The sequence below is a fragment of the Yersinia sp. 1652 StPb PI genome (genome assembly GCF_041538345.1).
In the GTDB taxonomy this organism is placed as follows: Bacteria; Pseudomonadota; Gammaproteobacteria; order Enterobacterales; family Enterobacteriaceae; genus Yersinia; species Yersinia enterocolitica_E.
This window is the reverse complement of sequence record NZ_JAULSM010000002.1, coordinates 599,376-625,627: the sequence shown is the minus strand read 5'-3', so window position 1 is coordinate 625,627 and position 26,252 is coordinate 599,376. Positions and strand designations below refer to the sequence as shown.

The following is a 26,252-nucleotide window of genomic DNA, read 5'->3' as shown; positions in this document are numbered from 1 at the left end:
AGCACCTATATCCGGTTAACTATCAAGAGATTAGTACGTTAAGTGCTCAAATGAAGTGAGATGGAGTGATTTTTAAAGGCATCTCACGATGCCTTTTTGCATTTAGGGTTAACCGCCCTTTATAACCCAGCAGTTCAATCACCTGATTGATGCTCTCTTTACTGATGGGTTTGCGGTGGTCATTACGGCCAATAAATACCAGCGGATAATGATGGGTCAGCGGGTGGAGTTGCTTAAACGCGGTAATGACTTGAATAGAAAGGGGTACAACGTGGGGGCGTTTCATTTTCATGTGCTCAGGGGGGATATGCCATAAGCCTTTATCGAGATCGAGATCCTGCCAGCGGGCAAAACGTAGTTCTTGGGTGCGAACACCGGTCAACATAATAATCCGAGTGGCAGTTTTAGTAATTATGCTGCCGGTATAGCCCGCTAAGTCTCGTAAAAAATAAGGTAACTCTGGAGCGGTGAGGAAAGGTAAATGCTGTTTCTTATGGGTTTGCAAAGCACCGGCTAAATCCGGTGCCGGATTATATTCCGCGCGTCCGGTAATAATGGCATAGCGAAATACTTCCCCGCAGCGCTGGCGTACTTTACGCATTTTCTCCAATGCGCCACGCTTTTCCATGCGTTTGAGAGTTTCCAGCAATTCCATTGGTTTAATATCAGCTATTGGGCGACGGCCAATAAAGGGGAAAATATCTTTTTCAAAGGTATCGATAATTTCTTCGCGATAACGCAATGACCAGCGATCGGCTTTATTTTTATGCCATTCTCGTGCTATTGATTCAAAGCTATTTTCCATAGCCATTTTTTGTGCCAATTTCTCTGCTTTTTTAGTCTCTCCGGGATCTCTTCCGGATGCTAAAAGCTTCTTCGCCACTTCACGTTTTTGACGTGCATCGGCCAGCGATACATGGGGATAAACCCCAAAAGCAATGCGCTTCTCTTTACCGCCATAGCGGTATTTCATGCGCCAGTATTTTTATGCCCCCAATTATGCCCCCTGCATAGGGTAGAAACCAGTAGGCCACGGTAGATTCAGACAGACTATTCTCGTTGTAAACATTGGATTATAAAAGGATTTATTTCCAGAGAGAGAAAGCGGGAGATAGGCTTTGGCGGAAGATCACAGGAGTCGAACCTGCCAGGGACCGCTGGCGGCCCCATCTGGATTTGAAGTCCAGCCGCCCCACCGGGGACGATGATCTTCCATTTGGAAGAATGGTGTAAGGCGGTGATTATAGCTTGTTTATTGTATGGTGCTAGCCATTCAATAAACATGATGAATAATCCCCTCAAGTAAGAGTGGGATGAGACATTATTGAGAGTACCGAATCAGTTAATAGCTCACTTCGCCATATTTATCGCGGTGTTCTTTCGGGGTAATGGAATAGCCTTTTTTGAATACCGAATAGAAGTATTGTAGCGATGGATAGCCGCACATTTGCGATATTTCATTGATAGGCAAGGAAGTGGCAGCCAATAAGTTACGCGCCCGATCAAGCTTTTCTTCATGAATTACGCCATGAATGGTCTGCCCAATGTCATCCTTAAAGCGCTTTTCCAGATTTGAGCGCGACATTCCTACCGCATCTAATACCTGCTCGACCTTAATCCCCTTACAAGCATGATGGCGAATATAATGCATCGCCTGAATCACTGCCGGATCACGTAGCGAGCGGAAATCGGTTGAGCGGCGGGCCATGACTTTAACCGGTGGCACCAGAATGCGCTGTAATGGCGCTGTCTCTTGTTGTTTCTGACGCTGATTAAGGCGTTGATGCAACAACTTAGCTGCCCGATAGCCCATCTGCCGGGTTCCCTGCACCACCGAAGAGAGTGCCACCCTCGATAAATAGCGGGTTAACTCTTCATTATCAATACCAATAACACTCAGCTTCTCGGGTACCGCAATATCCAGATGCTCGCACACTTGGAGCAAATGTCGCGCTCGCGCATCCGTCACAGCAATAATCCCGGTCTGGTGTGGTAAGGTCTGCACCCAGTCCGCCAGGCGGTTCTGGGTGTATTGCCAGTTAGCCGGCGCGGTAGCCATTCCTTGATAAACCACCCCTTGGTATTGCTCCGCCGCCACTAACTGTCGGAAAGCATATTCTCGCTCCTGCGCCCAGCGCTTATCACTGCTGGCAGGCAGTCCGTAGAAAGCAAAACGATTTAAACCCTTTTCTTTCAAGTGCATAAAAGCAGCCTCAACCAGCGCTGCATTATCCGTCGCAATATAATCGACCGGCGGATAATCTGCCGGTTGATGATAAGAACCCCCCACGCCAATAATCGGAACATCTACATTCGCCAGTAATTGCTCTATCTGCCGATCATCAAAATCGGCAATAACACCGTCACCCAGCCAATCTCGAATGTTATCGATACGGCAACGAAAATCCTCTTCAATAAAAATATCCCAATCACATTGTGAAGCTTGCAAATACTCACCGACCCCTTCCACCACTTGCCGGTCGTATACTTTGTTAGCGTTAAACAGCAAGGTTATCCGGTAGCGTTTCTCAAACATGGGAATGGCTCCTGAAATAGGTGGGATATCAAGACTCAATAAGCAGAGAGATCAACGCAGTATGGCATTGATCTCTCTGCAAAAAGATAGGGTTAAACCCGGCGTTTGGTCGCGGAATCCATCCATACAGCCAGCAACAAAATCGCACCTTTGACAATGTACTGCCAGAAAGTCGGCACATCCAGCATGCTCATCCCATTGTCGAGAGAAGCCATAATAAATGCGCCCATCACGGCACCAGCAACACTGCCGATACCCCCTGCAAGGCTGGTACCACCAATCACACAAGCTGCGATGGCATCCAATTCGGCAATATTACCCGCAGAAGGTGAACCCGCCCCCAGGCGGGAGCTAAGAATCAGACCGGCTATTGCCACCATCAATCCATTGATAGCAAATACCGCCAGTTTGGTGCGTTCTACGTTGACCCCAGATAAACGGGCTGCATCGATATTGCCGCCAATGGCGTAGATCCGGCGACCAAAAGCAGTCCGGGTAGCCATAAATATACCGGCCAGCATCAGCGCCGTAAGAATTAATACCGGGGTAGGGACACCACGATAATCATTCAATAAATATATAGCCCCAAGAACTATTACAGCAGTAATTGATTGGCGAGTAACATCTCCCTGGGGTGCCGCAACCGGCAAACCCAGCCGAATACGGTGACTACGCCGACGCCATTGCCAGGCCACAAACAACATCAGGCCAATCGCCCCGATACCAAAACCGAATCCATTAGGCAGGTAGCTTTGACCGATTTGTGACATCGCATTACTGGTTGGCGATACCGTGGTGCCGTTGGTGATACCGATTAAGATGCCACGGAAAGCCAGCATTCCGGCAAGGGTGACAATAAATGAAGGAACTTTGCGATAGGCAACCCACCAACCGTTCCATGCCCCCAGCACCAGCCCCAAGCCTAGCGTAACCACAATGGTTAACGGCAACGGCCAGCCAAGCCACACATCAAAAATCGCGGCCACACCGCCCAGCAACCCCATCATCGAACCGACCGACAGATCAATTTCCGCTGAGATAATGACAAACACCATCCCCACCGCCAAGATGCCAGTGATCGCCGTTTGGCGCAGAAGATTCGAGATATTTCTGGCGCTGAGATAGGCCCCTTCAGTGGTAAAAGTGAAAAACAGCATAATAATGGCAATAGCGGCCAACATGACAAAAACTTGCAAATTAACTGATTTTAGCCGAAATAGTGGCTTTTTAACGCCATTTTCTGGTGTATTCAGCTCAGACTGATTAGCTTGCGACATGGGTTTCACTCCTGAGTGCGGCTTCCATGACCTTTTCTTGGGTCAGGTTATGGTTAATGAGATCAGCTTTGATGCGCCCCTGATGCATGACCAACACCCGATCACTTAATCCCAAAACCTCCGGCAATTCAGAGGAAATCACAATGACCGCAATTCCCTGCTGGACCAATTGATTGATAAGTTTATAGATTTCATATTTTGCGCCGATGTCTATACCACGAGTTGGCTCATCGAGAATCAAAATTTTCGGGTTCAGTAACAGGCATTTAGCCAGAATCGCTTTTTGCTGATTACCACCGCTAAGGCGGGCAATCGCCAGCTCTGATGAAGAGGTTTTGACCTTTAACCGCGCCAGAGACTGCGCAATGGTGGATTGTTCTTTGGCATCATCCAGCATGCTAAAAGCACCGGTAAAATCATCCAAGGCCGCCAGTGTGATATTCGCGCCCACCCCCATCACCGGTACGATGCCGTCTTTTTTGCGATCTTCTGGCACCATCGCAATGCCCAGTTTCATTGCCTGCTGACACGTGTTGATGACCACCGGTTTACCATCAATAAAAATATCTCCCTGCCAACGGCCCGGATAGACGCCGAACAGACATTGCACTGTTTCAGTTCGACCTGAGCCTACCAGCCCGGCAACACCTAGAATCTCGCCACGTTTCAACACGAAAGAGACCTCATCGACCCGGCGAATATGGCGGTTGACCGGATGCCAGGCGCAGAGATTTTCCACCCGTAGAATTTCTTTGCCAATATGGTGGGCTTCATGGGGGTAAAGCTCTTTCAGTTCGCGGCCTACCATCATAGCGATAATGTCATCTTCGCTCATGGTCGCCGCCGGGCGGGTACCAATATGACGACCATCGCGGATCACACAGATATGATCGGATATCGCTTTGACTTCATTCAATTTATGCGAGATATAGATACAGGCAATACCGTGGTTTCGCAGGTCACGGATAATATCCAGCAAAATAGCGGTTTCACTTTCAGTCAGTGAGGCGGTCGGTTCATCTAATACCAGTAGCCGCACTTGTTTATTCAGCGCTTTCGCAATTTCAACGAGCTGTTGCTGCCCAAGGCCCAACTCACCGACGGGGGTGTGAGGATCGACGACCAGTTTGACCTGTGCCAACATCCGCTGGCAGCGTAAATACATGGCATCGTAATCCATAATGCCGAAGCGCCCCCATTCGGAACCGAGGAACATGTTTTCCAGCACCGACATCTGTTTCACTAACGCCAGTTCCTGATGAATTATCGCAATGCCCTTTTGCTCTGTTTCACGAATATTTTTGGCCTGTAATATTTCGCCTGAAAAAAATATTTCTCCCTGATAAGAACCGGTGGAATAAATACCACATAACACTTTCATTAGTGTGGATTTTCCCGAGCCGTTTTCACCGCATAACGATAATACTTGTCCGGCCTCTAATGTCAGGCTGATATTATCTACGGCTTTAACCACACCGAATTGCTTAGTAATATTTTTCATTTCTAGCAGGTAGGGCATAACCCCTCCTTAATACTGCTGATTTTATAGCATTGCGGCTACATTAAATAACGGCCATGTTAATAAATTAAATAACTGGCCGTTTATTACAAAGTCTAATCAGCAATATGCCAATCAATAAATATCTGCTTTTTTGTGGAATCCGTCGGCTATGATAGTGCTATCAATATTGCTTTTATCAACTTGAATCGGTGTTAATAAATAAGCAGGAACATCTTTTATACCATTATTTAATTTACTGTTGGCTTTTGGTTCCTCACCTTTACCCAGGGTGACTGCAATTTCTGCCGCATCATTGGCTAATTTACTGATTGGTTTATATACGGTCATGGTTTGCGTACCCGCAACAATTCGTTTTATTGCAGCCAAATCAGCATCCTGACCGGAAATAGCTACCTTCCCTGCCAACCCTTGTGCGGCTAACGCCTGAATTGCCCCGCCAGCAGTTGCATCATTGGATGCCACCACAGCATCAATCTTGTTATTGTTGGCAGTGAGTGCATTCTCCATAATTTTCAAGGCATTTTCTGGTAACCAGGCATCAACCCACTGATCACCGACAATTTTTATTTTCCCCTCTTTTATCAGTGGATTAAGCACTGTCATTTGCCCTTGGCGGAACAACTTGGCATTGTTGTCGACGGGTGACCCCCCCATCAGGAAGTAATTGCCTTGCGGCACCCGCTCAACCAGGCTTTTCGCCTGCAACTCACCCACTTTTTCATTATCAAATGAGATATAAAAATCAATATCAGCGTTATTTATCATACGATCATACGCTAATACCTTTATCCCTTCCCGTTTAGCCTCGGCGATAACGTTACTTAATACTTGACCGTTATAGGGAATAATAACTAACACATCAACGCCGCGATTAATCATATTTTCTATTTGCGACATCTGTGTTTCTTCATTGCCATTTGCAGATTGCACAAATACTTTAGCGCCAAGTGATTCAGCTTTGTTAACAAAAATGTCGCGGTCTTTCTGCCAACGTTCCAGGCGGAGATCATCTATCGCCATACCGATTTTAATTTCTTTACTAAATCCGGGCTGGCTAATCATCACCAGAGCGGCACATGCGGAGAGTAAAATGTTCTTAAATTTCATCTTTCGGTACCTTTCTTATTGTGCAAGCAGGGTAAGAGAAACGGTAAACATCGACTGCAATAGGGATTGTTGACGCTTATTTGCACATCGGCAATTACAGATTTTCATCCGCCAATTATGTTTTTTGGTTTAATGTTAATTTTATGATAACGATCATGTTTTCTTCCTCATAAAATGCATAATTCCATTACGGGATGTTATCCGTGTAATGAATATCTAAGCATTTTTTATAATTAAGCGGTTATTTATGAGATCTACACCACAATTAATAATTCTCTGAATTTAAGTGTGAAATAACGTAATTGAGAGAATCGCTAACAACTCTGAAGATAAAAGCTCATTAGCCCGGCAAAAGCGGGGCCAGCTTCCAAGGAGTATTGCATGCAATCTTATTTTGATGAATTAGAACAAGTGCGTTACGAAGGCAGCCAGAGCGCTAACCCGCTGGCATTTCATCACTACAACCCGGATGAAATTATTCTTGGCAAGCGAATGGCCGACCACCTCCGGTTTGCGGCCTGTTATTGGCATACCTTCTGCTGGAGCGGGGCCGATATGTTTGGCAGCAATGCCTTTGATCGCCCGTGGCAGCATCCGGGGGATGCACTGGCTCTGGCAAAACGCAAAGCCGATGTCGCATTTGAATTCTTTCATAAACTGAATGTGCCTTATTACTGCTTCCATGATATCGATGTCTCGCCAGAAGGCGCGTCAATGAAAGAGTATCTTAATAATTTTGCCGTAATGACCGAGGTATTGGCCGAGAAACAAGAGAGCAGCGGCGTAAAATTATTATGGGGTACAGCTAACTGCTTTACCCATCCACGCTATGGCGCAGGGGCAGCCACTAACCCTGATCCAGAAGTCTTTAGTTGGGCTGCAACTCAAGTCTTTACTGCCATGAATGCCACCAAAAAACTCGGCGGTGAAAACTATGTGTTATGGGGCGGGCGTGAGGGCTACGAAACACTGTTAAACACCGATTTGCGCCAGGAACGCGAGCAGATTGGCCGCTTTATGCAGATGGTGGTGGAGCACAAACATAAAACCGGTTTCCAGGGCACGCTATTAATTGAACCTAAGCCACAGGAGCCCACCAAGCATCAGTACGACTATGACGTGGCTACCGTTTATGGCTTCCTCAAGCAGTTTGGGCTGGAAAAAGAGATTAAAGTGAATATTGAGGCCAACCATGCCACATTGGCGGGCCACTCGTTCCATCACGAAATCGCCAGTGCTATTGCCTTAGGTATTTTCGGTTCAGTAGATGCTAACCGTGGTGATCCACAGTTGGGCTGGGATACCGATCAGTTTCCAAACAGTGTAGAAGAGAATGCATTGGTGATGTTTGAGATCCTCAAAGCGGGTGGTTTTACTACCGGTGGGCTGAACTTTGATGCAAAAGTACGCCGCCAAAGTACCGATAAATATGACCTGTTCTATGGCCATATTGGGGCGATGGATACCATGGCGCTGGCACTGAAAGTTGCCGCCAAAATGATTGAAGATGGTCAGTTGGATCAACGCGTTGCCAAGCGCTATGCCGGTTGGAATACTGAGATGGGTCAGCAAATTCTGCAAGGTAAACTGTCGCTGGAAGAGCTGGCACGCTATGCCGAACAGCATAACCTGAACCCGCAACATCAGAGTGGTCATCAGGAGCAGTTAGAAAATCTGGTTAACCGCTATTTATTCGGCTGATGTTTAAGATGGGGCACCCGCTGCCCCAATCTCACCTATAAGGAAGGTATATGTACCTTGGCATCGACTTGGGCACCTCCGGCGTCAAAGCAATTCTACTGGCCGAAAACGGGCAAGTAGTTGCGAGCCAAAGTGCCGCTTTATCCGTCTCGCGCCCACGCCCGTTGTGGTCGGAACAAAACCCGGCTGACTGGTGGCAGGCAACCGATCAGGCCATGCAGGCTCTGGCCGCAGCACATGATTTGCAGCAGGTAAAAGCCCTTGGGTTAACCGGGCAAATGCACGGCGCAACCTTACTGGATAAACAACATCAGGTGCTGCGCCCAGCCATTCTATGGAATGATGGCCGCAGTTTCGCCCAATGTCAGGCACTGGAGCAAGCAGTACCCGAGTCGCGCCAGATTACAGGTAATCTGATGATGCCCGGGTTTACCGCACCAAAACTGAAATGGCTGGCTGAGCATGAGCCAGATATTTTTAGTCGTATTGATAAGGTACTGTTACCAAAAGATTATCTTCGCTTTCTGATCAGTGGTGATTTCGCCAGCGATATGTCCGATGCCGCCGGTACTATGTGGCTGGATGTCGCGCAGCGTGACTGGAGTGATGAGATGCTGGCCGCCTGCGGTTTACACCGCCAGCACATGCCAGCACTGTTTGAAGGCAGCCAGATTACCGGCCATGTCAGTACAGCTATTGCCCATCGCTGGGGTATCAACACCATACCGGTAGTGGCCGGAGGTGGTGATAATGCTGCCGGTGCTATTGGTGTTGGTCTGTATCAGACCGGACAGGCGATGTTGTCGCTGGGTACCTCCGGCGTCTATTTTGCCGTCAGTGACGGCTTTCTCAGCAACCCCGCCAGCGCAGTTCATAGTTTTTGCCATGCATTACCAAATACCTGGCACCTGATGTCAGTGATGCTAAGTGCCGCATCCTGTCTTGACTGGGCTTGCCAACTCACCGGCGTCGATAATGTTCCTGCACTGATAGCAGAAGTGGAGAAAGCACCGCCAGCGGCTACCCCGGTATGGTTCTTGCCCTACCTTTCTGGCGAACGGACGCCCCATAATAACCCCAATGCTAAAGGGGCATTCTGGGGCTTTACCCACCAACATGGCAGGGCAGATTTAGCCCGTGCGGTGTTAGAAGGGGTGGGATTTGCTTTAGCTGATGGGATGGACGCGGTGCATGCCAGCGGATTGCAGCCGACATCAGTCACATTGATTGGCGGGGGGGCTCGCAGTGCCTATTGGCGGCAAATGTTGGCTGATATCAGTGGCCAAACGCTGGAATATCGTACCGGGGGGGATATCGGCCCAGCGTTGGGCGCAGCCCGGTTGGCTCAAATTGCACTGAACCCAGAAACGCCATTAGCAGACTTATTACCTGAACTGATATTGGAACAAACCCATTTACCTGATACCGATCGCCATCACTATTACACTGCTCAACGGACAATCTTCAAAAAGCTCTATCAGCAATTACTGCCGTTATGTGAGTAAATAATACCTCAGGGCTGGCGAGTAATATCCCTCAGCCCTGAGCGTATTAGTAATAGTTGATTTTCACGATGGCTGTGGCATCAAATTGACCTAATTTCACTGATTGCCCGGCAATAGCATTCAGGCTGGCAGTATAATTTTTTGTCACCTGAGTCACATCGTTCAACTGCGCGAACTCGTTATAACGGTTATATACAATCGCCTGACTGGCATCATTATAAATCGTCAATTTTGTGCCGTTTTGCATATCAATGGCATTATCACCCACTAACGGATTCGTGGTTGAGAACTGCGCCTGAATAGAAAAATTGGACAAGCAACCTTGTTTGACTGCGGTAATGGAAAACGGCTGACTAATATTATTGCCGCTATTTTGTAGTAGCGCTTTATTGAATACGCCAAAATTCACGATTTGTGATTCTGGATATACCACCAAGTCCGCACCGCAGGCAATAAACCGTACTCCCGTTAACCCTGATAGGGCATAACGCAAGTTCTTTGCCCCAGGGGTCAGATTCAGCCCAGTTGAACCATCAAGTTGGAATACCGTGAAGTTATCTGCACCCACATAATAACCGCTCGAAGGTGGGTTACCGGTCACTTTAATATATAGCCGGAAAGTCACCGTAACGGTAACATTTTGCCCTTTAGCTATCGGAGAGGAATTGGTATTTAAACGGGCCGCGTTAGTTTCTAAATCCTGCCCATTATAACTGACACCTAATTGCAACCCCTGCCCCAACGATTGATGTAGCGGGTTAAAATAGAACCACACTTGGTCAATCGTCGAGCCTAATACGTTATCGCAATAGGCTGTAACAGTAATATCGTTCGATTCCCAGACTTTCGTCCCTGCCGCAACGTTCGATGGTATCGCTAATTGCCCGATAGGTATTGCAGGTTTAATCACAATACCGGTTCCCTTTTCAACACAATCAAGGGCATAGGCCGCCTGCGATAACAGCAGCGTCACCAATAAAATAACTACCGAGCCACCCATCCGGCCCATTTTATTTAACATAGCATGAGTCATTGTCATTCCTTTACCGGTACCGGAAGGCTGCGCGCATTACTTTTTCTTTTCCGCAGGTTGAATTTGGCAATCAACAGCCGAGCAGTTAAAAATACGGATGACCATGCCACCAAAATCATCCATATAACCAATGCTATAACGACTGCCACTATAACCTGGCGTCTTGGCAATCTCAGTACCAAAAGGCGCGATCATTAGGCTATCGAAACCGGGGAAATTACCGCGATTATCCTGGCTTAAATACCCTAACGTGATGTAATACGGTGTCGGGTTATGAATTTTCAGGCTTTCACCTTGCTTACTAATCTGTAATTTTTCCTGCCAGATCTCGTTATAATCTGCTTTTATCGCCGTAGGGCGGTAAAATAGCTTCACTCTATTTTGAATCGCAATTTGTACCACGTTGGTCATTTCACTTTTTGGTGGCACTTCCCGCACGTTGAAATAGAATAGCGTCTCGCGATCTGTAGCTAATTTATCAGCATCAGGCAGTTTCATAATGCGCACCTGACTTTTTTGGCCGGCATTAATCCGCTGCATTGGCGGCAAAGCAACCAATGGGTTATCTACTTTCTGGCCAGCGGCATTTTCTAACCATGATTGTGCTAAATAAGGTGATGTTTTACTCTGATTTTGCAAAATAACACTGGCTGATTTATCGCTGCTGTTGAAGATAATCCGTGTCCGGTCAAGATTAATCGCCGCCTCACTGACCATAGTGGTAAGCAATAAGGCAATCCCTACTATGGCATTATTTATCTGCTGGTTCTTCCTAACCAGTATCATGTTATTAAGGTCTTTCATTTTCTGTTCCGCTCTAAATTAGATCGTTATGCTGTGAATAACTACTTTAAGTAAGCAACAGTTTTGGGTAAAAAATAATTTACGGTCAATAATAGTTTTCGGTCAATAAACTATTTTAATTAATATTTTTCCATATTGCTGCCTAACCTACTGACAAGGAAGTAGAATTTTCCCTGAACTCATGCCGTTATTTTCCGGCAATACTATCTTGCACTGCTTTTTGCCCCACTGAACCGTCAGTTTCCCGGCATCTTCTAAGCCAGCCAAATAGGCCAAGCCACTTTCGCCTAAAATACCTACCTCAGCTCCGGTTTTATCAGCAATAACCGATGACCCAAGTGGTGGGAAACTACCGTCATTGAGGCGGATTATGGCCATAATTTGCTGACCTTTTACTGCCCTAATTTCACGGTAACCAATAGCACCTTCGGTGAGGGTTTTTTGAATAACAGTACTATAGACTTCAATATCTTCCGGCAGGCTTTGCACATCAACCCGAACGTCTGACTGCTGATAACTGGTAACGCCATTTACCACTGCCACACCAAACCGATTGGTAATCGCCGAATTATTATTCAATGACACACCTGAAACATCGCCGGTATCAATCATTATTCTTGGCTCATTACCCGATTTATTCTGGTGAGCTGAAACACCCTTCGCAGTCGCGGTTATCGAGCCATACCAGTTGGTATTCAACGAGTTATATTCATTATTTTTATGGCTGGCATCAACACCAAACTCACCATAAGGGGAGCTATGCTGATAGCCGCCACGGAACACGCCATTGCCTTGCTGTATTTCAGGGCTGGCGCCCCCGGCGCTGACACGCCAGATATTCCTCGGGTCCTGGCTGTTGAAATAGGAGATATTCTGCGAGTAGCCGTTGTTCTTATCACGTTGCGCGTCATAACTGACCTGCTGCCCAACACCAATCGGGACGCTGAATGAGAAGAACACCTGATTTTCGCTTTCATACTGGTATTTCACTTTATTGGCAGAGATTGTCGTCGAAATGCCTTTAAAAGAGCCAATATCAAAAATTTTGCTGACAGAAACACCGTAATTATTACTGGATACATCATTCCAGTAAGTTTTATGGGTAGCAGATAAGTACATAGTGATATCCGGCCAGGCCAAATATTGGTTCGCGGTCACGGTGTATGTTTGCTTATCATTTTGTAGATAATTATTGCCATTTAGCCGATCCAAATACTGGCTCATGCTCATAAAGTTCTTTTCGGAAAAACGGTATCCGGCAAAGGTAATCTGGCTATTAGTCTGGTCAAAACGCTTGGAATAGTTAACCCGGTAGCTTTCACCACTCTGCTTCCCTTCATGCGGTAACTGAGAGCGGGAATGTGTAACATCGACAGACAGCGCGCCGAAATCATGTAAGTTTTGCCCAGCACCCATGGCTATCGCGGTGTAGTCCTGTGACGTCGCAATCACTCCGCCATACAAGGAAACATCATTAAATGCCCCCCATGAAAACTCACCATTAAAGAAAGTCGGATCACTCACCGCGTTATTGCTGCCCTGCATCGGACGGCCCAAAGCCGTTTTATAGCGGATGGCGCCTTTGCGGGTTAAAAATGGTACGGTTGCGGCGCTAACCTGGAAAGTGGTTACACGACCATCTTCCTCTTCCACGCGGACATCAATATTGCCCTGTACCGCCTCACTAATATCCTGAATAACAAACGGCCCCGGAGCAACGTTGGTTTGGTAAAGGGTACGGCCATTCTGGCTCAGAATGACTCTGGCATTGGTGCGAGCAATGCCGATCACTTGCGGTGCATAGCCACGCAGTGTCGGTGGCAACATCCGCTCATCACTGGAAAGTGATGCCCCCAGAAAACGAAATGAATCGAAAATACTGGAGCTGAGATAGGTTTGACCACCAATAAATTTAGCCCCTATCGCTGGGATAGCCCGAAATGCATACACTTGTGACCAGTCAAAATTACTGTAGTGCGAGCCTTCTGTTTCATTATTGATATATTGGTAATCAGCACGGATACGCCATGGCCCCATATTGGCGCCCGCAGTTCCGTAGCTGCTAAAATTAGTGCTACTACTACCACTTTTCGGCGCATAGCGATTACCAAACAGGTTGTAATCCAATATAGCGCCAGGAATACCATCATCCCATTGAGAAGGCGGCACCCAATTAGGATCACTGTAAGCTAACCATGCTTGTGGAATAGAGATAATTAAATATTGTTTTTCTTTATCGTAATTTGCCGTAATCTCTTCTTTTTGATCAATAGAGACACACTTGCCATCATTCCATAATGTCAGCGACTCACGCACAGCCGGAGCTAACCCCAGCAGATCAACTAAATCTGGTGACAGGCATAATTTAGTTAATTTCCCATCATCGACAGGTAAATAGGGTACCAGGTAGCGCTCAGGTAACAGCCGGCCATTAATCAGGACATCAAGCAGATAATCACCCGGAGGGGTATAATCATCAACCTCAAAACGAGACAGATCGATATTACTGCGATCTTTTGCATCGATAATATTGGTATTAAACTCTACTGCTGCAGCCATTCCAGGCAATAATAAACTTAAACCTGCCAATGTTAATATTTGCACCATTCGAAAGATCATTTCTTTTCTTCTAGATTTATATTGCATAAATAAATCACTGTCTTATGGCAAAGTATTAATAAAGGGGAGTCTCCTCCCCTTAAATTGAAGCTACATACGCCGCTGTAACGTCAAATAAGCAGGGTATGACCCAAAGTAATTGGTGTTTCAGCAAAGCAGCAAACAAGTGCCGCTAATGCTGCTGCAACGCCAAGTACGAAGGATAATTTTATTTATAGTTCAGCGCGTAAGTAGCCTGGGACACGATAGTACCGGTTGTTACAGGTGCGCCAGTTGCTTCAACGCGAGCTGCGAATACTATCTGATTCGGGCCAGTTACCAGATTAACATCAGCACCGGTATCACCCACTTTCAGCAATGCGCCGTTAGTGTCGATCAGACGAATACCTGCACCACCTGCGCTACCGGTGTTTGCCAGCAATGCTGGAGAGGTTGCATCAGAAACGCCGCCGAAAGTTACGGTAACTTTAGACATTGCAGGGTAAGTTACTGAACCTGCTGTTTGTTCAGTCAGATCACAATCTTGCAGGTCAATGTTGTACTGAACGTTCTGAGAATATTTATTACCGGTTTCCAGTAATTTATTCGCTACCTGACCCATATCTACGCTGATATCAGTAGAGTTCGGCGCGATAGAGCATGGTGCATTAATAACAGTACCGGTAAAATGAATACGGCCATTACCTTCATCTGCAGCAAATGCTTGGGAAATGAAAGCAGAAGATGCCAACGCAATAATCAATGCACTTTTCTTAAAATTAGACATATTAAAAAACCTTTATTTAGACACCATATTTAAAGAATACGCTGATGGAATACCATCAACGGCTCACGTCATTACCGATGGCTATAACCACGATAAAATAAATAAAAACATGAAAGTAAAAATGCAATAAGATGAAATCACAAAATGACACTAAAATTCAATTGTAGAAATGCATTCCAGAATAAAAATCCCAGAATTAATCTTCAACATTTAAATTATAATCATCAAAGTGTAATTTATATTAAATAGTAACCGATACTTTATAAACTCCCATGTATTTATATTATCTGGCTGTTCTCGCCCCGACTGGACATGGATAGAACTATAAGCGATCTTTTTATCTAGTAAATACGAATTTATCGGCCAAATCGATCGTTATATATAATTTATTTGGTGTTTTATGCCATGTTTATGATCAAAAGCCAGTTATTTATGCCAAATAGGCTTAACTAAGCAAGGTTATACTTCAAATATTTTTATAATATCAGCAATAAATCTTATCTGTGTTTATTCGACAAATCAGAGATATCAACAATGTTGAAGGAAAAATCCTACAAAATATAGGAATATATTCATACGCCATCAATAGAACTATTCTTTTAATTAATTCAAATTGTATATAATAAGCAATGAATACATTTTTAATGTCAATTTTTGTCGATAAAAAAGATGTTGGAAACCAAATGATACATATCCCGAGATTTCAAAATGCAGGCTAGCACAACGAATACACCAGCAAGTTGCAGCATAAGGGGTATAAACAAATGGTTAACTGGTCCCTTTTACACCCTATGATGGCCGGATTTGGCATTCCGCTCTAGTGAAAACCCGCCCATGATTGAGCTACACCCATACGGCGGAGGGCCGGAAATGACTAACAGCGCATTACTGATTATTGATGTTCAACAATCTTTCGAACATAAATCTTTTTGGCAGCAGCAAGATTTACCCGCCTTCTCGGCGGCGCTGAATCAATTAATTACCGGCTGTAAACTGCGAGGAGTGGCACTGGTCGATGTTTTTCATGTCGCCCCAGAAGGGCCTTTCTCACTGGCTTCAGGCTATGTTAAACCAATGTCGCTGGTTTCCCATCAGGCAGATGTTACCGTACAAAAGCGGGTACATAACGCGCTGACTGATTCAGGTCTGGATCAGTGGCTAAAGGAAAGGCAGATAGATCATCTAATTATTGCCGGTATGCGTACTGAACAATGCTGTGAAACCACCGCCCGTGTGGCATCGGATTTAGGTTATCAAGTGACCTTCGTGACTGAAGCTACGCTAACCTTCCCAATGACGCAGCCAAATGGTGTGGTATTGAGTAGCGAAGAATTAAAGCTGCGCACAGAAACCGTGTTAGTCGATCGGTTTGCCACCATCCGTACCGTTGCGGAAACACTGGGTGCTCTGGATACTCGGCCGTCAGAGGTGGTTGCAGAAAAAACAGTAAACTGGCAGCCACAGCCTTATTTGCCACGAGATATCACCCCTGCTGGCGTTAAATATCTTAAGCAGTGGCAGTTAAAGCGCTATGTTATTCGTTACTCGCAGGCCCAAGGTGACACACCATATTACGCCCCCGCTTATCAGTTAGTTGGGCAGTGGTTACCAGAAGAAGCAGAAACGGTGAACCGCCCAGGCATTGGTTTTGTGATTGAGCATCAGGGGAAAACACTGAATTACCTGATTGTCGGATGGTGGGACAATGAGAATGAATTGCGCGTGAAAGTCTGGGTACAAGAGCAGGGAGTGTGGCGTGCGGCACGGGATGAATCGTTCTGTGTGTGGGATTTGCAGGTTATGGCCTTTGAACGCGATGCTTTTGTTGCTACTTTGCTACAGCACACCCCGGATATTCCGGCTTATCTGAACCGTTATCTGACGGTAACTGTGGATTAACCATGCAACGAAATGTCTATTTCCTATTGCTTCCCGGCGTGCTGTCGCTGGATTTAACTGGCCCGGCCGAAACCTTACGGCTGGCAGGGTCATTTAATCTCTTCTATATCAGTCCATTGCCGCAAGTGACGGCTTCCACCGACATGGTGCTCGGCCAGTTACAACCACTACCTGACAGCTTGCCGGAGGGCAGTTTACTGGTCGTGCCTGGGGTGAGCGACTCACGCCACTACTTTGCAACCGAAACGGCCGCAGTGGCCCGTCACTGGTTACAACAGCAAAAAATAGCCATTACACAGCAAAAAACAATCTTGGTTTGTGTCTGCTCCGGTGCATTACTGGCGGCACAAGCGGGGCTACTGGACGGCTACCAATGCACCACTCATCACAATGTACTTGAGCGATTACGCCAGCAGGCACCCGCCGCACAAACCAAAGAAAACCGTATCTTTGTTGAAGACCGTGGCGTGTATACCAGCGCCGGAATTACGGCGGGTATTGATCTCTCTTTGCATCTGATTAGCCGCTATTGCAGCCCACAAACTGCATTAGAAGTCGCACGGGAAATGGTGGTTTATTTTCGACGGTCTGGCGATGACCCGCAGCTTTCCCCCTGGTTACGTTACCGCAATCACCTGCATCCCGCCGTACACCGTGCGCAGGATGTGATGTCGGCAGAACCGGAAGCCGAATGGTCACTGCTTCAGGTCGCGCAGAAAGCACATGTCAGTAGCCGCCATTTAACACGGTTATTCCGCGAACATGTCGGGATCAGTGTGCGTGAATTTCACGAACAATTGCGAGTCGCAGTGGCCGAAGTTCGCCTGCAAGAAGGGTTTAATCTGGAGAAAGCCGCACTGGCTGCCGGGTTCTCCTCCGGCCGCCAGCTTCGGCGCGCACAACAGCGTGGGCAGGTCGTGGTTAACTGACCAGACGCCGCCGGTCAATGCGCTGTAATCCCATGGATAGCAAAGTGCTCAGGGCGAGAGCCAGTGCGAAAACATAGAAAATATCCAGTATCGGATAACCCGTAAAATCGTAATGATGGGTGCGAATAAAGTGAATAATGAGCGCGTGGAAGCCGTAAATCGCCAATGAATGCCCGGCGAGCCAGCTTAGCCAGCCAATTTGCTGGTTCATGCAGTTTTTAAACCACACCAGCAGTGATACCGCCGCAACGAACACCAGCGGGCCACAATACATATAGAAAGTATCCGCAAAACTGCCATTAATCCGCGTCTGCTTTTCAGTTGAGATGGCAATAAATATTACGCTGGTGATAAACAGTAATGCCGCCCCCCAACTGATCACCCTGCCTTTGGTTTCCAACATACCAATTGCCCGCCCCAACAGCGCGTACAGCAAGTAATAGAAAGTATCACCGTAGATATAGAGGTTGATTGGCAATAAATGGAAACCGCCAATCGAATACTTGCTGGCTTGGGGATTGGCTAGCACTGCCAGCAGTAAAATCACCACCGCCAGATAGCGGCCTGACACCGGTTTGACATTAATCAGTGGTGATACCAGATAAACCACGATAATGGCGTAGAAAAACCACAGATGATAAAACACCGGTTTTTGCAGGATATTCTGTAGTGAGGCCCAACCGTTGATCGGCGTCAGGATCGAAATATAAATCAGGGCAATCACACTGTAGAACAGCAGGCATAGCCCGATTCGGGTGAAGTGCTTTTGCTGTGCACTTTTTTCACCAAAAAACAGATAACCAGAGATCATAAAGAACAGGGGCACGCAGGCACGAGAAGCAGAATTGAGCAGATTGGCAATATCCCAGTTAGCCTCACCCACCTGAGCACCACTGGTGACGTAATAGGTTGTGGCATGGATCATGACCACCATAATGCAGGCCACCGCCCGCAAATTATCAATCCAGCCAATCTTATTGGTCATGCATACTCTCTATCACCTGTCAGCATACTAAAAGCGTTGATCTATTTACGGCATCAATAATCAGGTTGCAAACAATAACGTAAATTCGATTTATACCCAAAGTAAATGAAACGGCATCAAGGATAAGATTCATTAATCCCAATGAGCTTACACAGTCAAGTGATTCGGGTGAATGAACGCCGCTAACAATGCTGTAGCGTCTAGGACGAAGGGTATTACCCAAAGTCATTGGCGTTACAGCGAGGCAGCAAGCGAATGAACCCCGATGAGCTTACACAAGGTAAGTGATTCGGGTGAATGAGCGCCGCTAACAATGCTGTAGCGTCTAGGACGAAGGGTAATTGTTGCTATAACGTTATATTGACGGCAAAATAACCGACCTGACGCGCTTTGAATGCACACCCTGCCTGAGCCGTATCCTTTTTTACGTTTATTATTAATAGCTTAATTTATGCAAACTTCATTTTCACCCGCGACACGTTTAGGTCGACGGGCGCTTTTATTCCCTCTTTGTTTAGTATTGTTCGAATTTGCCGCTTATATCGCTAACGATATGATCCAGCCAGGTATGCTCGCCGTAGTGGCTGATTTTAATGCCAGTATTGAGTGGGTTCCGACCTCTATGACTGCCTATCTGGCTGGCGGGATGTTCTTGCAATGGTTGCTTGGGCCGTTGTCAGACCGCCGTGGGCGCCGCCCGGTAATGTTGTTCGGTGTCGCATTCTTTGTGGTGACATGCCTTGCCATCTTGCTGGTCAATAGTATCGAACAGTTCATCGCCATGCGCTTCCTGCAAGGGATCGGCTTATGCTTTATTGGTGCCGTCGGTTACGCCACTATTCAGGAATCATTTGAAGAAGCGGTTTGTATTAAAATTACCGCGTTAATGGCCAATGTCGCCTTGATTGCCCCATTACTCGGCCCTCTGGCGGGGGCCGCCTTGATCCATGTCGCTCCGTGGCAGGCAATGTTTGTGCTGTTTGCCGTGCTGGGGGCCATTTCATTTGTGGGCTTATGGCGCGCCATGCCGGAAACCGCCGCTCTGAAAGGGGAGAAACTGTCAGTGGCGGCGATGTGGCATGACTATAAGCTGGTGCTCGCCAACCGCCGTTTCATGTGTGGTTCCCTGGCGTTAGGCTTTGCCAGCCTGCCATTGCTGGCGTGGATTGCGCAATCACCCGTCATTTTGATCAGCGGTGAGCAGCTATCCACTGTTGAATATGGTGTTTTGCAGGTGCCAATTTTCGGCGCACTGATTATTGGTAATCTGACACTGGCGAGATTGAGCGGCAAAACCAGTATTCCACGTCTTATCCGCTACGGTGCCGGTCCGATGATTATTGGCTTGCTGATTGCCGCAGGCTCAACGCTCTATTCATCCCATGCTTATCTGTGGATGACGGCAGGACTGAGCCTGTATGCCTTTGGTATTGGCTTGGCTAATGCCGGTTTGGTGCGGTTGACACTGTTCGCCAGTGATATCAGTAAAGGTACGGTATCTGCCGCCATGGGGATGATCAGTATGATGGTCTTCACCTTCGGCATTGAGTTTGCCAAAGTCGCTTACTTGTGGGGCAACAGCGGTATCTTTAACCTGTTCAATCTGATCAGTGGCTTGCTGTGGCTGGGCTTGGTGATGATATTTATTCGCCGTCAGCCGGAGGCGGTTACTGCGGAGTAGTTTATTAAGCGCTGGGGGAATAGACCCTCCAGCGAATTTATAGCCTAAAATCAGTGTGTAATTGCGCCCAATGATTTCGTAATACTTGCTTATGAGCCTCATTCATGGGCAAAGAGGCCAACATTTCAGGCCATGTTTGACGTGCAATAATAATCGCATCGTCTAAATGGGCCTTAATAGCCGGGTAAGGTGCACTTATCCGCTCACACCATTTTTTGAACGTAGCAAAATTAGCGACATACCCGCGTTTTTCTTTTGCCATTCTTAAGGCAAGCTCAGTCTCGTCCTCCATATAAACTTTAGTACAAACAATATCATAGGCTGGCGAAAGTCTTGCGTGCCGGCCATCAGAATAAATGACAGTCCAGTTTTTCAGATGTGCATCACCATTAGCCAACATAATATTAGCCAGTAACCGACGCGCCATCTGTTGTAGGTCCGCTAAACCACCAGCATTGTTATATAAAACAGCCGCTATTTGCTCGTAATTCTTATCTTCGTATTTTTTGCTGGGATATAGGTTAAAAACCTGTGCGAAATCTTCGGTATGTATCCGCGCCCGCCCTTGCACGGTACGATCAAAACGACGGATAAGATAAACATGTTCACCGGGTGGTAATTGAATATCGGGCAAATTCTCGATTTTATCTAATGAGACTAAATCAATGTCGGGTATATCCACACCAATAGCTTGAGCTAATCGCATCACAGAATATTCATTCTCAGGGACATTTTTATGCACAGTAGAAGGTGTTTTAACAATCCAGTTATCCTCACCCACTGCGGAGGTTATTAGGAACCGCCCATCCTGGTGACTAGATGAGAATTTCATCTGTACGCCAGCCAACGAAAACTTATCAGCAATGTTATTCGTATCTATTTGTATTGATTCTATTTTATCATATGCGGAAAGCGCCCATATGGGGATCTCTCCCTTCATCAATGGGCGGGTTATCAATGCACCAGCGAGATTACCGCCAGCTCGCGCCAACAACGGAAATTCATTATCCTCATGAATTTTTAATTGCCCAACCATCATCTGCCGCAACGCCCCTTCAGGTAATAAGTTCGACAGTACCGGAGGTAGCTTTTGTTTATTAATCTGCGTCCTTTGCAGGTAACCGTGATCAATCTGCTGAGTTAAGGTAAAGGTCGGTCGCTGTGTATCCGGCATCGCGATATAATCAGGATCGAACGATAGAGCATTCCGACCGCCGGTATAGTGCACCACAACACCCACACGGATTTCCCCCAGATAAAGCGCCAGCCCTTCGACACTCTCAAGCTGTTGCGACATCGGCTAGTCCTCCAGATCTTTATATTTCTGTGTCCAGGGATCATCATTGAGCGTGATATCTTCCTTATTGACCACGCGTTCTGTCCCCATAGTCAAACGTATATCCTGCGCCTGTTCCCGGGTGAGCAGCAGCATTTCCAGATCGAAACCGGCCAATATCCGCAGAAAAGTAGAAAGGTGAATATCCCCCCCTTTCTCAAACTTGGAAACTTGCTGTTGCGTCATGCCATTGATAAGACGCATATCAGACTGTGTAAATTGTTTCTGTTGGCGAATTTCTTTTATCTGCTCGGCCACATCTAACAGCGATTTCATATCATCCCCCAGTTACATGTCTTTTGATGTATCTATAGCCTAGCACATCTTAAACAATGTATTTTATGGATTAAACATCGGATATGATGTAAAAAATCAAAATACACCTTATGAGATGTAATTTGACCACGTTACATCACTTTAGATGTATTTTAACCGAATTACACATTAGGAGGTGTATTAAGAAATAGCCCACTGTCACGCAACAAATGGTCGTTACCTCGGCGGCGAGTAAACCCACTGCGGTCAAAGAATTCAAGGATTTGAATCGCCAGTTTGCGGCCAACACCCAGTCTATCGCGGAAATCTGAGGCACAGGCGCTGCCCTGGCTGGCATCCAGCTCACGTACCAAATCAGCGAATTGCTCAATACGCTGGCTGCGATAGTAGCGATCAGGAACAATTGCTGTGATATAGCCCAGTTGTGCCGCTTTGCGCAATAGTGTGCGCATCTCACTTTCTTCAATCTGCATCGGTGCCGCCAAATCGCGCACCCACCAAGGGTCATCGGCAAAATAGGATGCGACCTGCTGCCACTGAACCTGCTCCTCGGCAGTAAATGCCAGGCCATGAGCTGGCAGATGTAGCCAGCCACGGGTATTCTTTAGCGCCCCTTCAGCCAGCAGATCATCAATCAAACGGAATACCAGCCCTTCATCCAGCGTTGGCAACGCCATACGCCGCAACCGCGCCCGCCCTAATCCTAACTGATCACCATGCTGTTGGTGATACAGGCACAGGACATGTAATAAGGTTTGTTGCGCTTGCTGAGCATGAGGGCGCGAGAGTGCAATATCACCGGCGACAACACTATCAGTCTGTGCCAGTAAGTCCGCCATATCGCGTTCAGTTAGCTGGCGCGCCCAACTGAAGTCATCTAAAGAAACCGGCCCTTGAGCCAGATGTAAATCCAGCACTTCACGGTCGGAGGTTGCCTGGGCCAGCGCAGTTAACCAAGATAAATACGCCGGTTGCCGTTTGCCGCGTTTAGGGGCGGTGAGATGAATCACCCGTGCACCGCCCAAGGTCTTTTTCGCCGCAATGTCACGCAAAATAAGACGATCGTTTTCAGCCAGAGATAGCGGATTATCCAACAACAGTTCAGCAAGTATCGGCTGGGGGTTCTCGTCGGTAGGTTGTGGATTGGTCAGCAGCGAAAAACGCCCGGTAATATGGCTGGCGGCATGATGCAAATGTAAAGGTTGCCAATGTTGGATCGGTGTATCAACATCCACAATGACAAGTACCCGCTCCGTGGCCTGCGGCGGCTGTTGCGTTAATAGCCAGTCACCGCGTTTGATCTGTTGTTTGCTGATATCGCCACTGATATTCAGAGCGATACGCTGGCCAGCTTGCGCCTGTGATGTATTTTGATTTTGGGCATGGATACCACGCACCCGCACCGGACAGTCGCCGCCGGTGAGCCATAAGGTATCACCGAGTTCCACCTGACCTGCCAACGCCGTGCCCGTTACCACCAAGCCAGCCCCTTTCACACTGAATGCGCGATCGATAGCCAGACGAAAGCGCCGCTGTAACCGGCGGTGCTGTGCATTTTGTTGGTGGTATTGCGCCAGATGTTCACGTAATTCGTTAATGCCACGCTCGGTCGCCGCCGCCGTCACGAACAAAGTGACTTGCTCTGCTTGCCAGCCCTGAGCCACCAGCTCTGCCAGTACCTGCTGGCGAGCCTGTTCGATACGCTCATCATCAACCCGATCAGCTTTGGTCAGTGCCACGGTCAACGTGGGGCGACCACTGAGGCGCAAAATCGCCAGATGCTCGCGGGTTTGTGCCATGACACCATCATCACAGGCTACCACCAGCAAAGCATGGTCAATGCCGCCCACGCCCGCCAACATATTGGCTAAAAACTTCTCATGGCCGGGAACATCGATAAACCCCATAACGCTGCCATCGGACTGGGGCCAATAGGCATAACCCAGATCAATGGTCATGCCGCGCTGTTTTTCTTCCGGCAGGCGATCCGCATTCACCCCGGTGATGGCCTGTAAGAGTGTCGTTTTGCCATGATCGACATGGCCTGCTGTTGCAATAATCATCGAGCCAATTCCCTGAGCAACGCCGCCTCATCCTCCAGGCAACGCAAATCGAGCCACAAACGCCCATCAGCCACGCGGCCAATAACCGGCTTAGCCAAACCGCGCCAACGCGCTGTTAGGGCTTCCAGAGCACTTCCGCGCCCCTCTTTTGGTGCGAACGTTACCGCCCAACTGGCCAGACGGTCTACCGGTAGCGAACCGCTACCGATCTGCGACCAGCAAGGTTCTGCCGCCAGCGTGAAATCGGTGCCATAACGAGCGGTTAGGGCACCCAATACCCGTTGTGCACTCTCGGCGATAACCTGTGTTGGGCGGGTGAGTAACCTCATGGTTGGCAGCAACTCAGTCAACCGGTCTGGCTGCTGATAGAGACGCAAGGTGGCGTCCAGTGCGGCCAGCGTCATTTTATCGGCGCGTAGCACCCGCTTAAGTGGGTGCTGCTGTAGCTGCTCAATCCACTGTTTTTTGCCAAGAATAATCCCGGCCTGTGGGCCACCCAGCAGTTTATCGCCCGAAAAGGTAACTAAATCGATACCCGCTGCAATCAATTGCTGTGGCATTGGTTCTGCTGGCAGACCATAACGGGTCATATCCACCAACGAACCGCTGCCCAGATCGGTGGCGGTCGGGATGGAGAATTCATGGCCTAATGTTGCGAGTTGCGCTTCGGCAACCGAGGCGGTGAAACCTTCAATACTGTAATTGCTGGTATGCACTTTCATCAGCAGGCCAGTGTGTTCATTTATGGCTTGGCGGTAATCTTTAAGGTGCGTGCGATTAGTGGTACCGACTTCGACCAATTCACACCCCGCCTGTCGCATCACATCCGGGATACGAAAAGCACCACCAATCTCCACCAGCTCACCGCGAGAAACCACTACCTGTTTCCCCGCCGCCATTACCGTCAGCATGAGAAACACCGCAGCAGCATTGTTATTCACGATACAAGCATCTTCCGCACCGGTCAGCTCGCACAGCAAATCGGCGATAGCCCGGTCACGATGGCCACGCCCGGCACCACTCAGAGAGTATTCCAGTGTTACCGCGCCACGCATCGCATCATTCACCGCAGCAATAGCTGATTCAGCCAATGGGGCACGGCCCAAGTTGGTATGCAATACGGTACCGGAAAGGTTAAAGACGGGTTTTAACGCGGATTGGCGGCTATGTAAACGCTGCTTTAATGCTGTTGGCCAGTCACTGCACCAATCAGCCAGTGAATGAAATTGGCGGATATATTCACGAGCCTCAACCTGCATTTGACGCAAAATATCGGTCAATAAAACAGGGCCATATTCAGCCACTAAAGGGGCAACATCTGGCTCGCGTAGCAGGCGATCTATTGCGGGTAACTGACTGTATAACTGATGGGGTTCTACGCTCATACTCACTCAGGTAATAAGGTCGAAAGAGCGCCATAATAATGGTACGGCGCTCGGTCTGAGTAATTAGTGTAGCGCGATAGAATCAACCACGCCATTCACTAACGTTTGGTGTTGCTTGGTTTTTTCAGCGGCAGAGACCATCTGAATAAATACCACTTTCTTATCTAACACAGTAAAGATTGTAGTCGCTACCATCGGCGAATTTTGTATTTTTTGCTTGGTATCAAACAGGCGGAACTTATGGCCATCAACGGTGATGTCTTTTTGTCCGGTTTGTTTAATATTCTGGTACTGAGCACTGAACCCCTGCAATAACCCTTTGTTTAACGCATCAAGGGACAAATCACTGGTATCAAGCAATTCGACGCCCGGCGGGTTAGTCACCGCAGTGACGGCCATTTGTTTACCGGCAGCATCAATCAATAACAACGTTTGATTTTGCTCATTGTTCACGTCACCCGCCAATTTAGTTTGGTCAACAAATGATGTTGGTAATACAAAGGTAACCTTACCATCAAATAGACTAACCTGCTGCTGGTCAGCGGAAAGTTTAGCGGCTGGCGTGGTTGCTGCTGGCGGAGTTACTGCGGGTGTAGAGGCTACTGGAGCGGGAGCGGGTGTTGTAGCAGGGGTCGATGCAGGGGCGGCATTGTTGGTGCTTTCCTTGCTCTCCTTACTGTTATCACACGCGGCCAGACCACCTACCAACACCATCACTACCGTCAGTTTTGCGACTATCTTCAACATACAATAAATATCCTTATTTAAGTTAGCGTATCGCTCGGATGATGGAGTAGCGCCTGCCGATAAAACCAACAGTAGTTACAA

General features: G+C 47.5%; 19 protein-coding genes, 1 tRNA gene and 1 pseudogene. 5 read left to right on the top strand and 16 right to left on the bottom strand.

Going from position 1 to position 26,252, the window contains the following annotated elements:
• Positions 1-88 precede the first annotated feature (88 nt).
• From Q2T71_RS19415 to xylF, 6 genes and pseudogenes are all read right to left on the bottom strand, one after another.
• A pseudogene (locus Q2T71_RS19415) lies at positions 89-985 on the bottom strand (tyrosine-type recombinase/integrase); the annotation flags it as partial.
• Between the two features lie 134 nt (positions 986-1,119).
• Positions 1,120-1,214, bottom strand: a tRNA-Sec gene (locus tag Q2T71_RS19410).
• Between the two features lie 128 nt (positions 1,215-1,342).
• Complete coding sequence (gene xylR, locus Q2T71_RS19405; RefSeq protein WP_083161429.1) at positions 1,343-2,536, bottom strand: D-xylose utilization transcriptional activator XylR; 1,194 nt, start codon at positions 2,534-2,536, stop codon at positions 1,343-1,345.
• Positions 2,537-2,628: 92 nt separating this feature from the next.
• Positions 2,629-3,813, bottom strand: a complete 1,185-nt coding sequence (gene xylH, locus Q2T71_RS19400) for a xylose ABC transporter permease XylH (RefSeq protein WP_083161431.1) — start codon at positions 3,811-3,813, stop codon at positions 2,629-2,631.
• Positions 3,800-5,332 carry a xylose ABC transporter ATP-binding protein gene (locus tag Q2T71_RS19395; protein WP_372560243.1) on the bottom strand — a complete coding sequence of 511 codons (1,533 nt, stop codon included), beginning with the start codon at positions 5,330-5,332 and terminating at the stop codon, positions 3,800-3,802. Before Q2T71_RS19395 ends, xylH begins: the two co-directional genes overlap by 14 nt.
• A gap of 114 nt (positions 5,333-5,446) precedes the next feature.
• Positions 5,447-6,442, bottom strand: coding sequence for a D-xylose ABC transporter substrate-binding protein (gene xylF, locus Q2T71_RS19390; RefSeq protein WP_372560242.1), 996 nt, complete (start codon positions 6,440-6,442; stop codon positions 5,447-5,449).
• A gap of 381 nt (positions 6,443-6,823) precedes the next feature.
• Here xylF and xylA point away from each other — a divergent pair, with 381 nt between their 5' ends.
• On the top strand, positions 6,824-8,143 hold the full coding sequence (xylA, locus tag Q2T71_RS19385; RefSeq protein ID WP_372560241.1) for a xylose isomerase: 1,320 nt from the start codon (positions 6,824-6,826) through the stop codon (positions 8,141-8,143).
• Positions 8,144-8,193: 50 nt separating this feature from the next.
• Entirely contained in the window at positions 8,194-9,648 is a 1,455-nt protein-coding gene (gene xylB, locus Q2T71_RS19380) for a xylulokinase (RefSeq protein WP_372560240.1), read from the top strand.
• A 46-nt stretch (positions 9,649-9,694) separates the two neighbouring features.
• Here xylB and Q2T71_RS19375 read toward each other — a convergent pair whose 3' ends face one another.
• The 4 genes from Q2T71_RS19375 to Q2T71_RS19360 all read right to left on the bottom strand — a co-directional run bounded on the left by Q2T71_RS19375 (position 9,695) and on the right by Q2T71_RS19360 (position 14,870).
• Positions 9,695-10,681 carry a fimbrial protein gene (locus Q2T71_RS19375; protein ID WP_372560239.1) on the bottom strand — a complete coding sequence of 329 codons (987 nt, stop codon included), beginning with the start codon at positions 10,679-10,681 and terminating at the stop codon, positions 9,695-9,697.
• A 36-nt stretch (positions 10,682-10,717) separates the two neighbouring features.
• A complete protein-coding gene (locus tag Q2T71_RS19370) occupies positions 10,718-11,485 on the bottom strand; it encodes a molecular chaperone (protein WP_372560238.1) in 768 nt (255 codons plus the stop codon).
• A 147-nt stretch (positions 11,486-11,632) separates the two neighbouring features.
• Entirely contained in the window at positions 11,633-14,092 is a 2,460-nt protein-coding gene (locus Q2T71_RS19365; RefSeq protein WP_372560237.1) for a fimbria/pilus outer membrane usher protein, read from the bottom strand.
• A gap of 220 nt (positions 14,093-14,312) precedes the next feature.
• Complete coding sequence (locus tag Q2T71_RS19360; protein ID WP_083161443.1) at positions 14,313-14,870, bottom strand: fimbrial protein; 558 nt, start codon at positions 14,868-14,870, stop codon at positions 14,313-14,315.
• A gap of 870 nt (positions 14,871-15,740) precedes the next feature.
• On the opposite strand from Q2T71_RS19360, the gene Q2T71_RS19355 reads away from it, so the two are divergent.
• The gene (locus Q2T71_RS19355) at positions 15,741-16,769 is read left to right on the top strand and encodes an isochorismatase family protein (RefSeq protein ID WP_372560236.1); all 1,029 of its coding nucleotides are present in this window, start codon (positions 15,741-15,743) and stop codon (positions 16,767-16,769) included.
• A gap of 2 nt (positions 16,770-16,771) precedes the next feature.
• A complete protein-coding gene (locus tag Q2T71_RS19350; RefSeq protein ID WP_372560235.1) occupies positions 16,772-17,698 on the top strand; it encodes a GlxA family transcriptional regulator in 927 nt (308 codons plus the stop codon).
• Here Q2T71_RS19350 and Q2T71_RS19345 read toward each other — a convergent pair.
• A complete protein-coding gene (locus tag Q2T71_RS19345; RefSeq protein ID WP_372560234.1) occupies positions 17,691-18,683 on the bottom strand; it encodes an acyltransferase in 993 nt (330 codons plus the stop codon). The genes Q2T71_RS19350 and Q2T71_RS19345 overlap by 8 nt on opposite strands.
• A gap of 451 nt (positions 18,684-19,134) precedes the next feature.
• Here Q2T71_RS19345 and Q2T71_RS19340 point away from each other — a divergent pair, with 451 nt between their 5' ends.
• Positions 19,135-20,364, top strand: coding sequence for an MFS transporter (locus Q2T71_RS19340; RefSeq protein WP_372560233.1), 1,230 nt, complete (start codon positions 19,135-19,137; stop codon positions 20,362-20,364).
• Between the two features lie 37 nt (positions 20,365-20,401).
• On the opposite strand, the gene Q2T71_RS19335 is transcribed toward Q2T71_RS19340, so the two are convergent.
• The 5 genes from Q2T71_RS19335 to Q2T71_RS19315 all read right to left on the bottom strand — a co-directional run bounded on the left by Q2T71_RS19335 (position 20,402) and on the right by Q2T71_RS19315 (position 26,171).
• Positions 20,402-21,661 (bottom strand): type II toxin-antitoxin system HipA family toxin, encoded by a 1,260-nt coding sequence (locus Q2T71_RS19335; protein WP_372560232.1) that lies wholly within the window; start codon positions 21,659-21,661, stop codon positions 20,402-20,404.
• Between the two features lie 3 nt (positions 21,662-21,664).
• Positions 21,665-21,976, bottom strand: a complete 312-nt coding sequence (locus Q2T71_RS19330; RefSeq protein WP_042547398.1) for a helix-turn-helix domain-containing protein — start codon at positions 21,974-21,976, stop codon at positions 21,665-21,667.
• A 161-nt stretch (positions 21,977-22,137) separates the two neighbouring features.
• The gene (selB, locus tag Q2T71_RS19325; protein ID WP_372560231.1) at positions 22,138-24,039 is read right to left on the bottom strand and encodes a selenocysteine-specific translation elongation factor; all 1,902 of its coding nucleotides are present in this window, start codon (positions 24,037-24,039) and stop codon (positions 22,138-22,140) included.
• Positions 24,036-25,424: an L-seryl-tRNA(Sec) selenium transferase gene (selA, locus tag Q2T71_RS19320; RefSeq protein WP_372560230.1), complete on the bottom strand. Its 1,389-nt coding sequence runs from the start codon at positions 25,422-25,424 to the stop codon at positions 24,036-24,038. Before selA ends, selB begins: the two co-directional genes overlap by 4 nt.
• Before the next feature lie 63 nt (positions 25,425-25,487).
• Entirely contained in the window at positions 25,488-26,171 is a 684-nt protein-coding gene (locus Q2T71_RS19315; protein ID WP_372560229.1) for a hypothetical protein, read from the bottom strand.
• Between the last annotated feature and the right edge of the window lie 81 nt (positions 26,172-26,252).

Excerpts from the sequence above, each read along its gene's own strand:
- xylR (WP_083161429.1), bottom strand. The coding sequence starts at position 2,536 with ATGTTTGAGAAACGCTACCGGATAACCTTGCTGTTTAACGCTAACAAA.
- xylH (WP_083161431.1), bottom strand. The coding sequence starts at position 3,813 with ATGTCGCAAGCTAATCAGTCTGAGCTGAATACACCAGAAAATGGCGTT.
- Q2T71_RS19395 (WP_372560243.1), bottom strand. The coding sequence starts at position 5,332 with ATGCCCTACCTGCTAGAAATGAAAAATATTACTAAGCAATTCGGTGTG.
- xylF (WP_372560242.1), bottom strand. The coding sequence starts at position 6,442 with ATGAAATTTAAGAACATTTTACTCTCCGCATGTGCCGCTCTGGTGATG.
- xylA (WP_372560241.1), top strand. The coding sequence starts at position 6,824 with ATGCAATCTTATTTTGATGAATTAGAACAAGTGCGTTACGAAGGCAGC.
- xylB (WP_372560240.1), top strand. The coding sequence starts at position 8,194 with ATGTACCTTGGCATCGACTTGGGCACCTCCGGCGTCAAAGCAATTCTA.
- Q2T71_RS19375 (WP_372560239.1), bottom strand. The coding sequence starts at position 10,681 with ATGACTCATGCTATGTTAAATAAAATGGGCCGGATGGGTGGCTCGGTA.
- Q2T71_RS19370 (WP_372560238.1), bottom strand. The coding sequence starts at position 11,485 with ATGAAAGACCTTAATAACATGATACTGGTTAGGAAGAACCAGCAGATA.
- Q2T71_RS19365 (WP_372560237.1), bottom strand. The coding sequence starts at position 14,092 with ATGGTGCAAATATTAACATTGGCAGGTTTAAGTTTATTATTGCCTGGA.
- Q2T71_RS19360 (WP_083161443.1), bottom strand. The coding sequence starts at position 14,870 with ATGTCTAATTTTAAGAAAAGTGCATTGATTATTGCGTTGGCATCTTCT.
- Q2T71_RS19355 (WP_372560236.1), top strand. The coding sequence starts at position 15,741 with ATGACTAACAGCGCATTACTGATTATTGATGTTCAACAATCTTTCGAA.
- Q2T71_RS19350 (WP_372560235.1), top strand. The coding sequence starts at position 16,772 with ATGCAACGAAATGTCTATTTCCTATTGCTTCCCGGCGTGCTGTCGCTG.
- Q2T71_RS19345 (WP_372560234.1), bottom strand. The coding sequence starts at position 18,683 with ATGACCAATAAGATTGGCTGGATTGATAATTTGCGGGCGGTGGCCTGC.
- Q2T71_RS19340 (WP_372560233.1), top strand. The coding sequence starts at position 19,135 with ATGCAAACTTCATTTTCACCCGCGACACGTTTAGGTCGACGGGCGCTT.
- Q2T71_RS19335 (WP_372560232.1), bottom strand. The coding sequence starts at position 21,661 with ATGTCGCAACAGCTTGAGAGTGTCGAAGGGCTGGCGCTTTATCTGGGG.
- Q2T71_RS19330 (WP_042547398.1), bottom strand. The coding sequence starts at position 21,976 with ATGAAATCGCTGTTAGATGTGGCCGAGCAGATAAAAGAAATTCGCCAA.
- selB (WP_372560231.1), bottom strand. The coding sequence starts at position 24,039 with ATGATTATTGCAACAGCAGGCCATGTCGATCATGGCAAAACGACACTC.
- selA (WP_372560230.1), bottom strand. The coding sequence starts at position 25,424 with ATGAGCGTAGAACCCCATCAGTTATACAGTCAGTTACCCGCAATAGAT.
- Q2T71_RS19315 (WP_372560229.1), bottom strand. The coding sequence starts at position 26,171 with ATGTTGAAGATAGTCGCAAAACTGACGGTAGTGATGGTGTTGGTAGGT.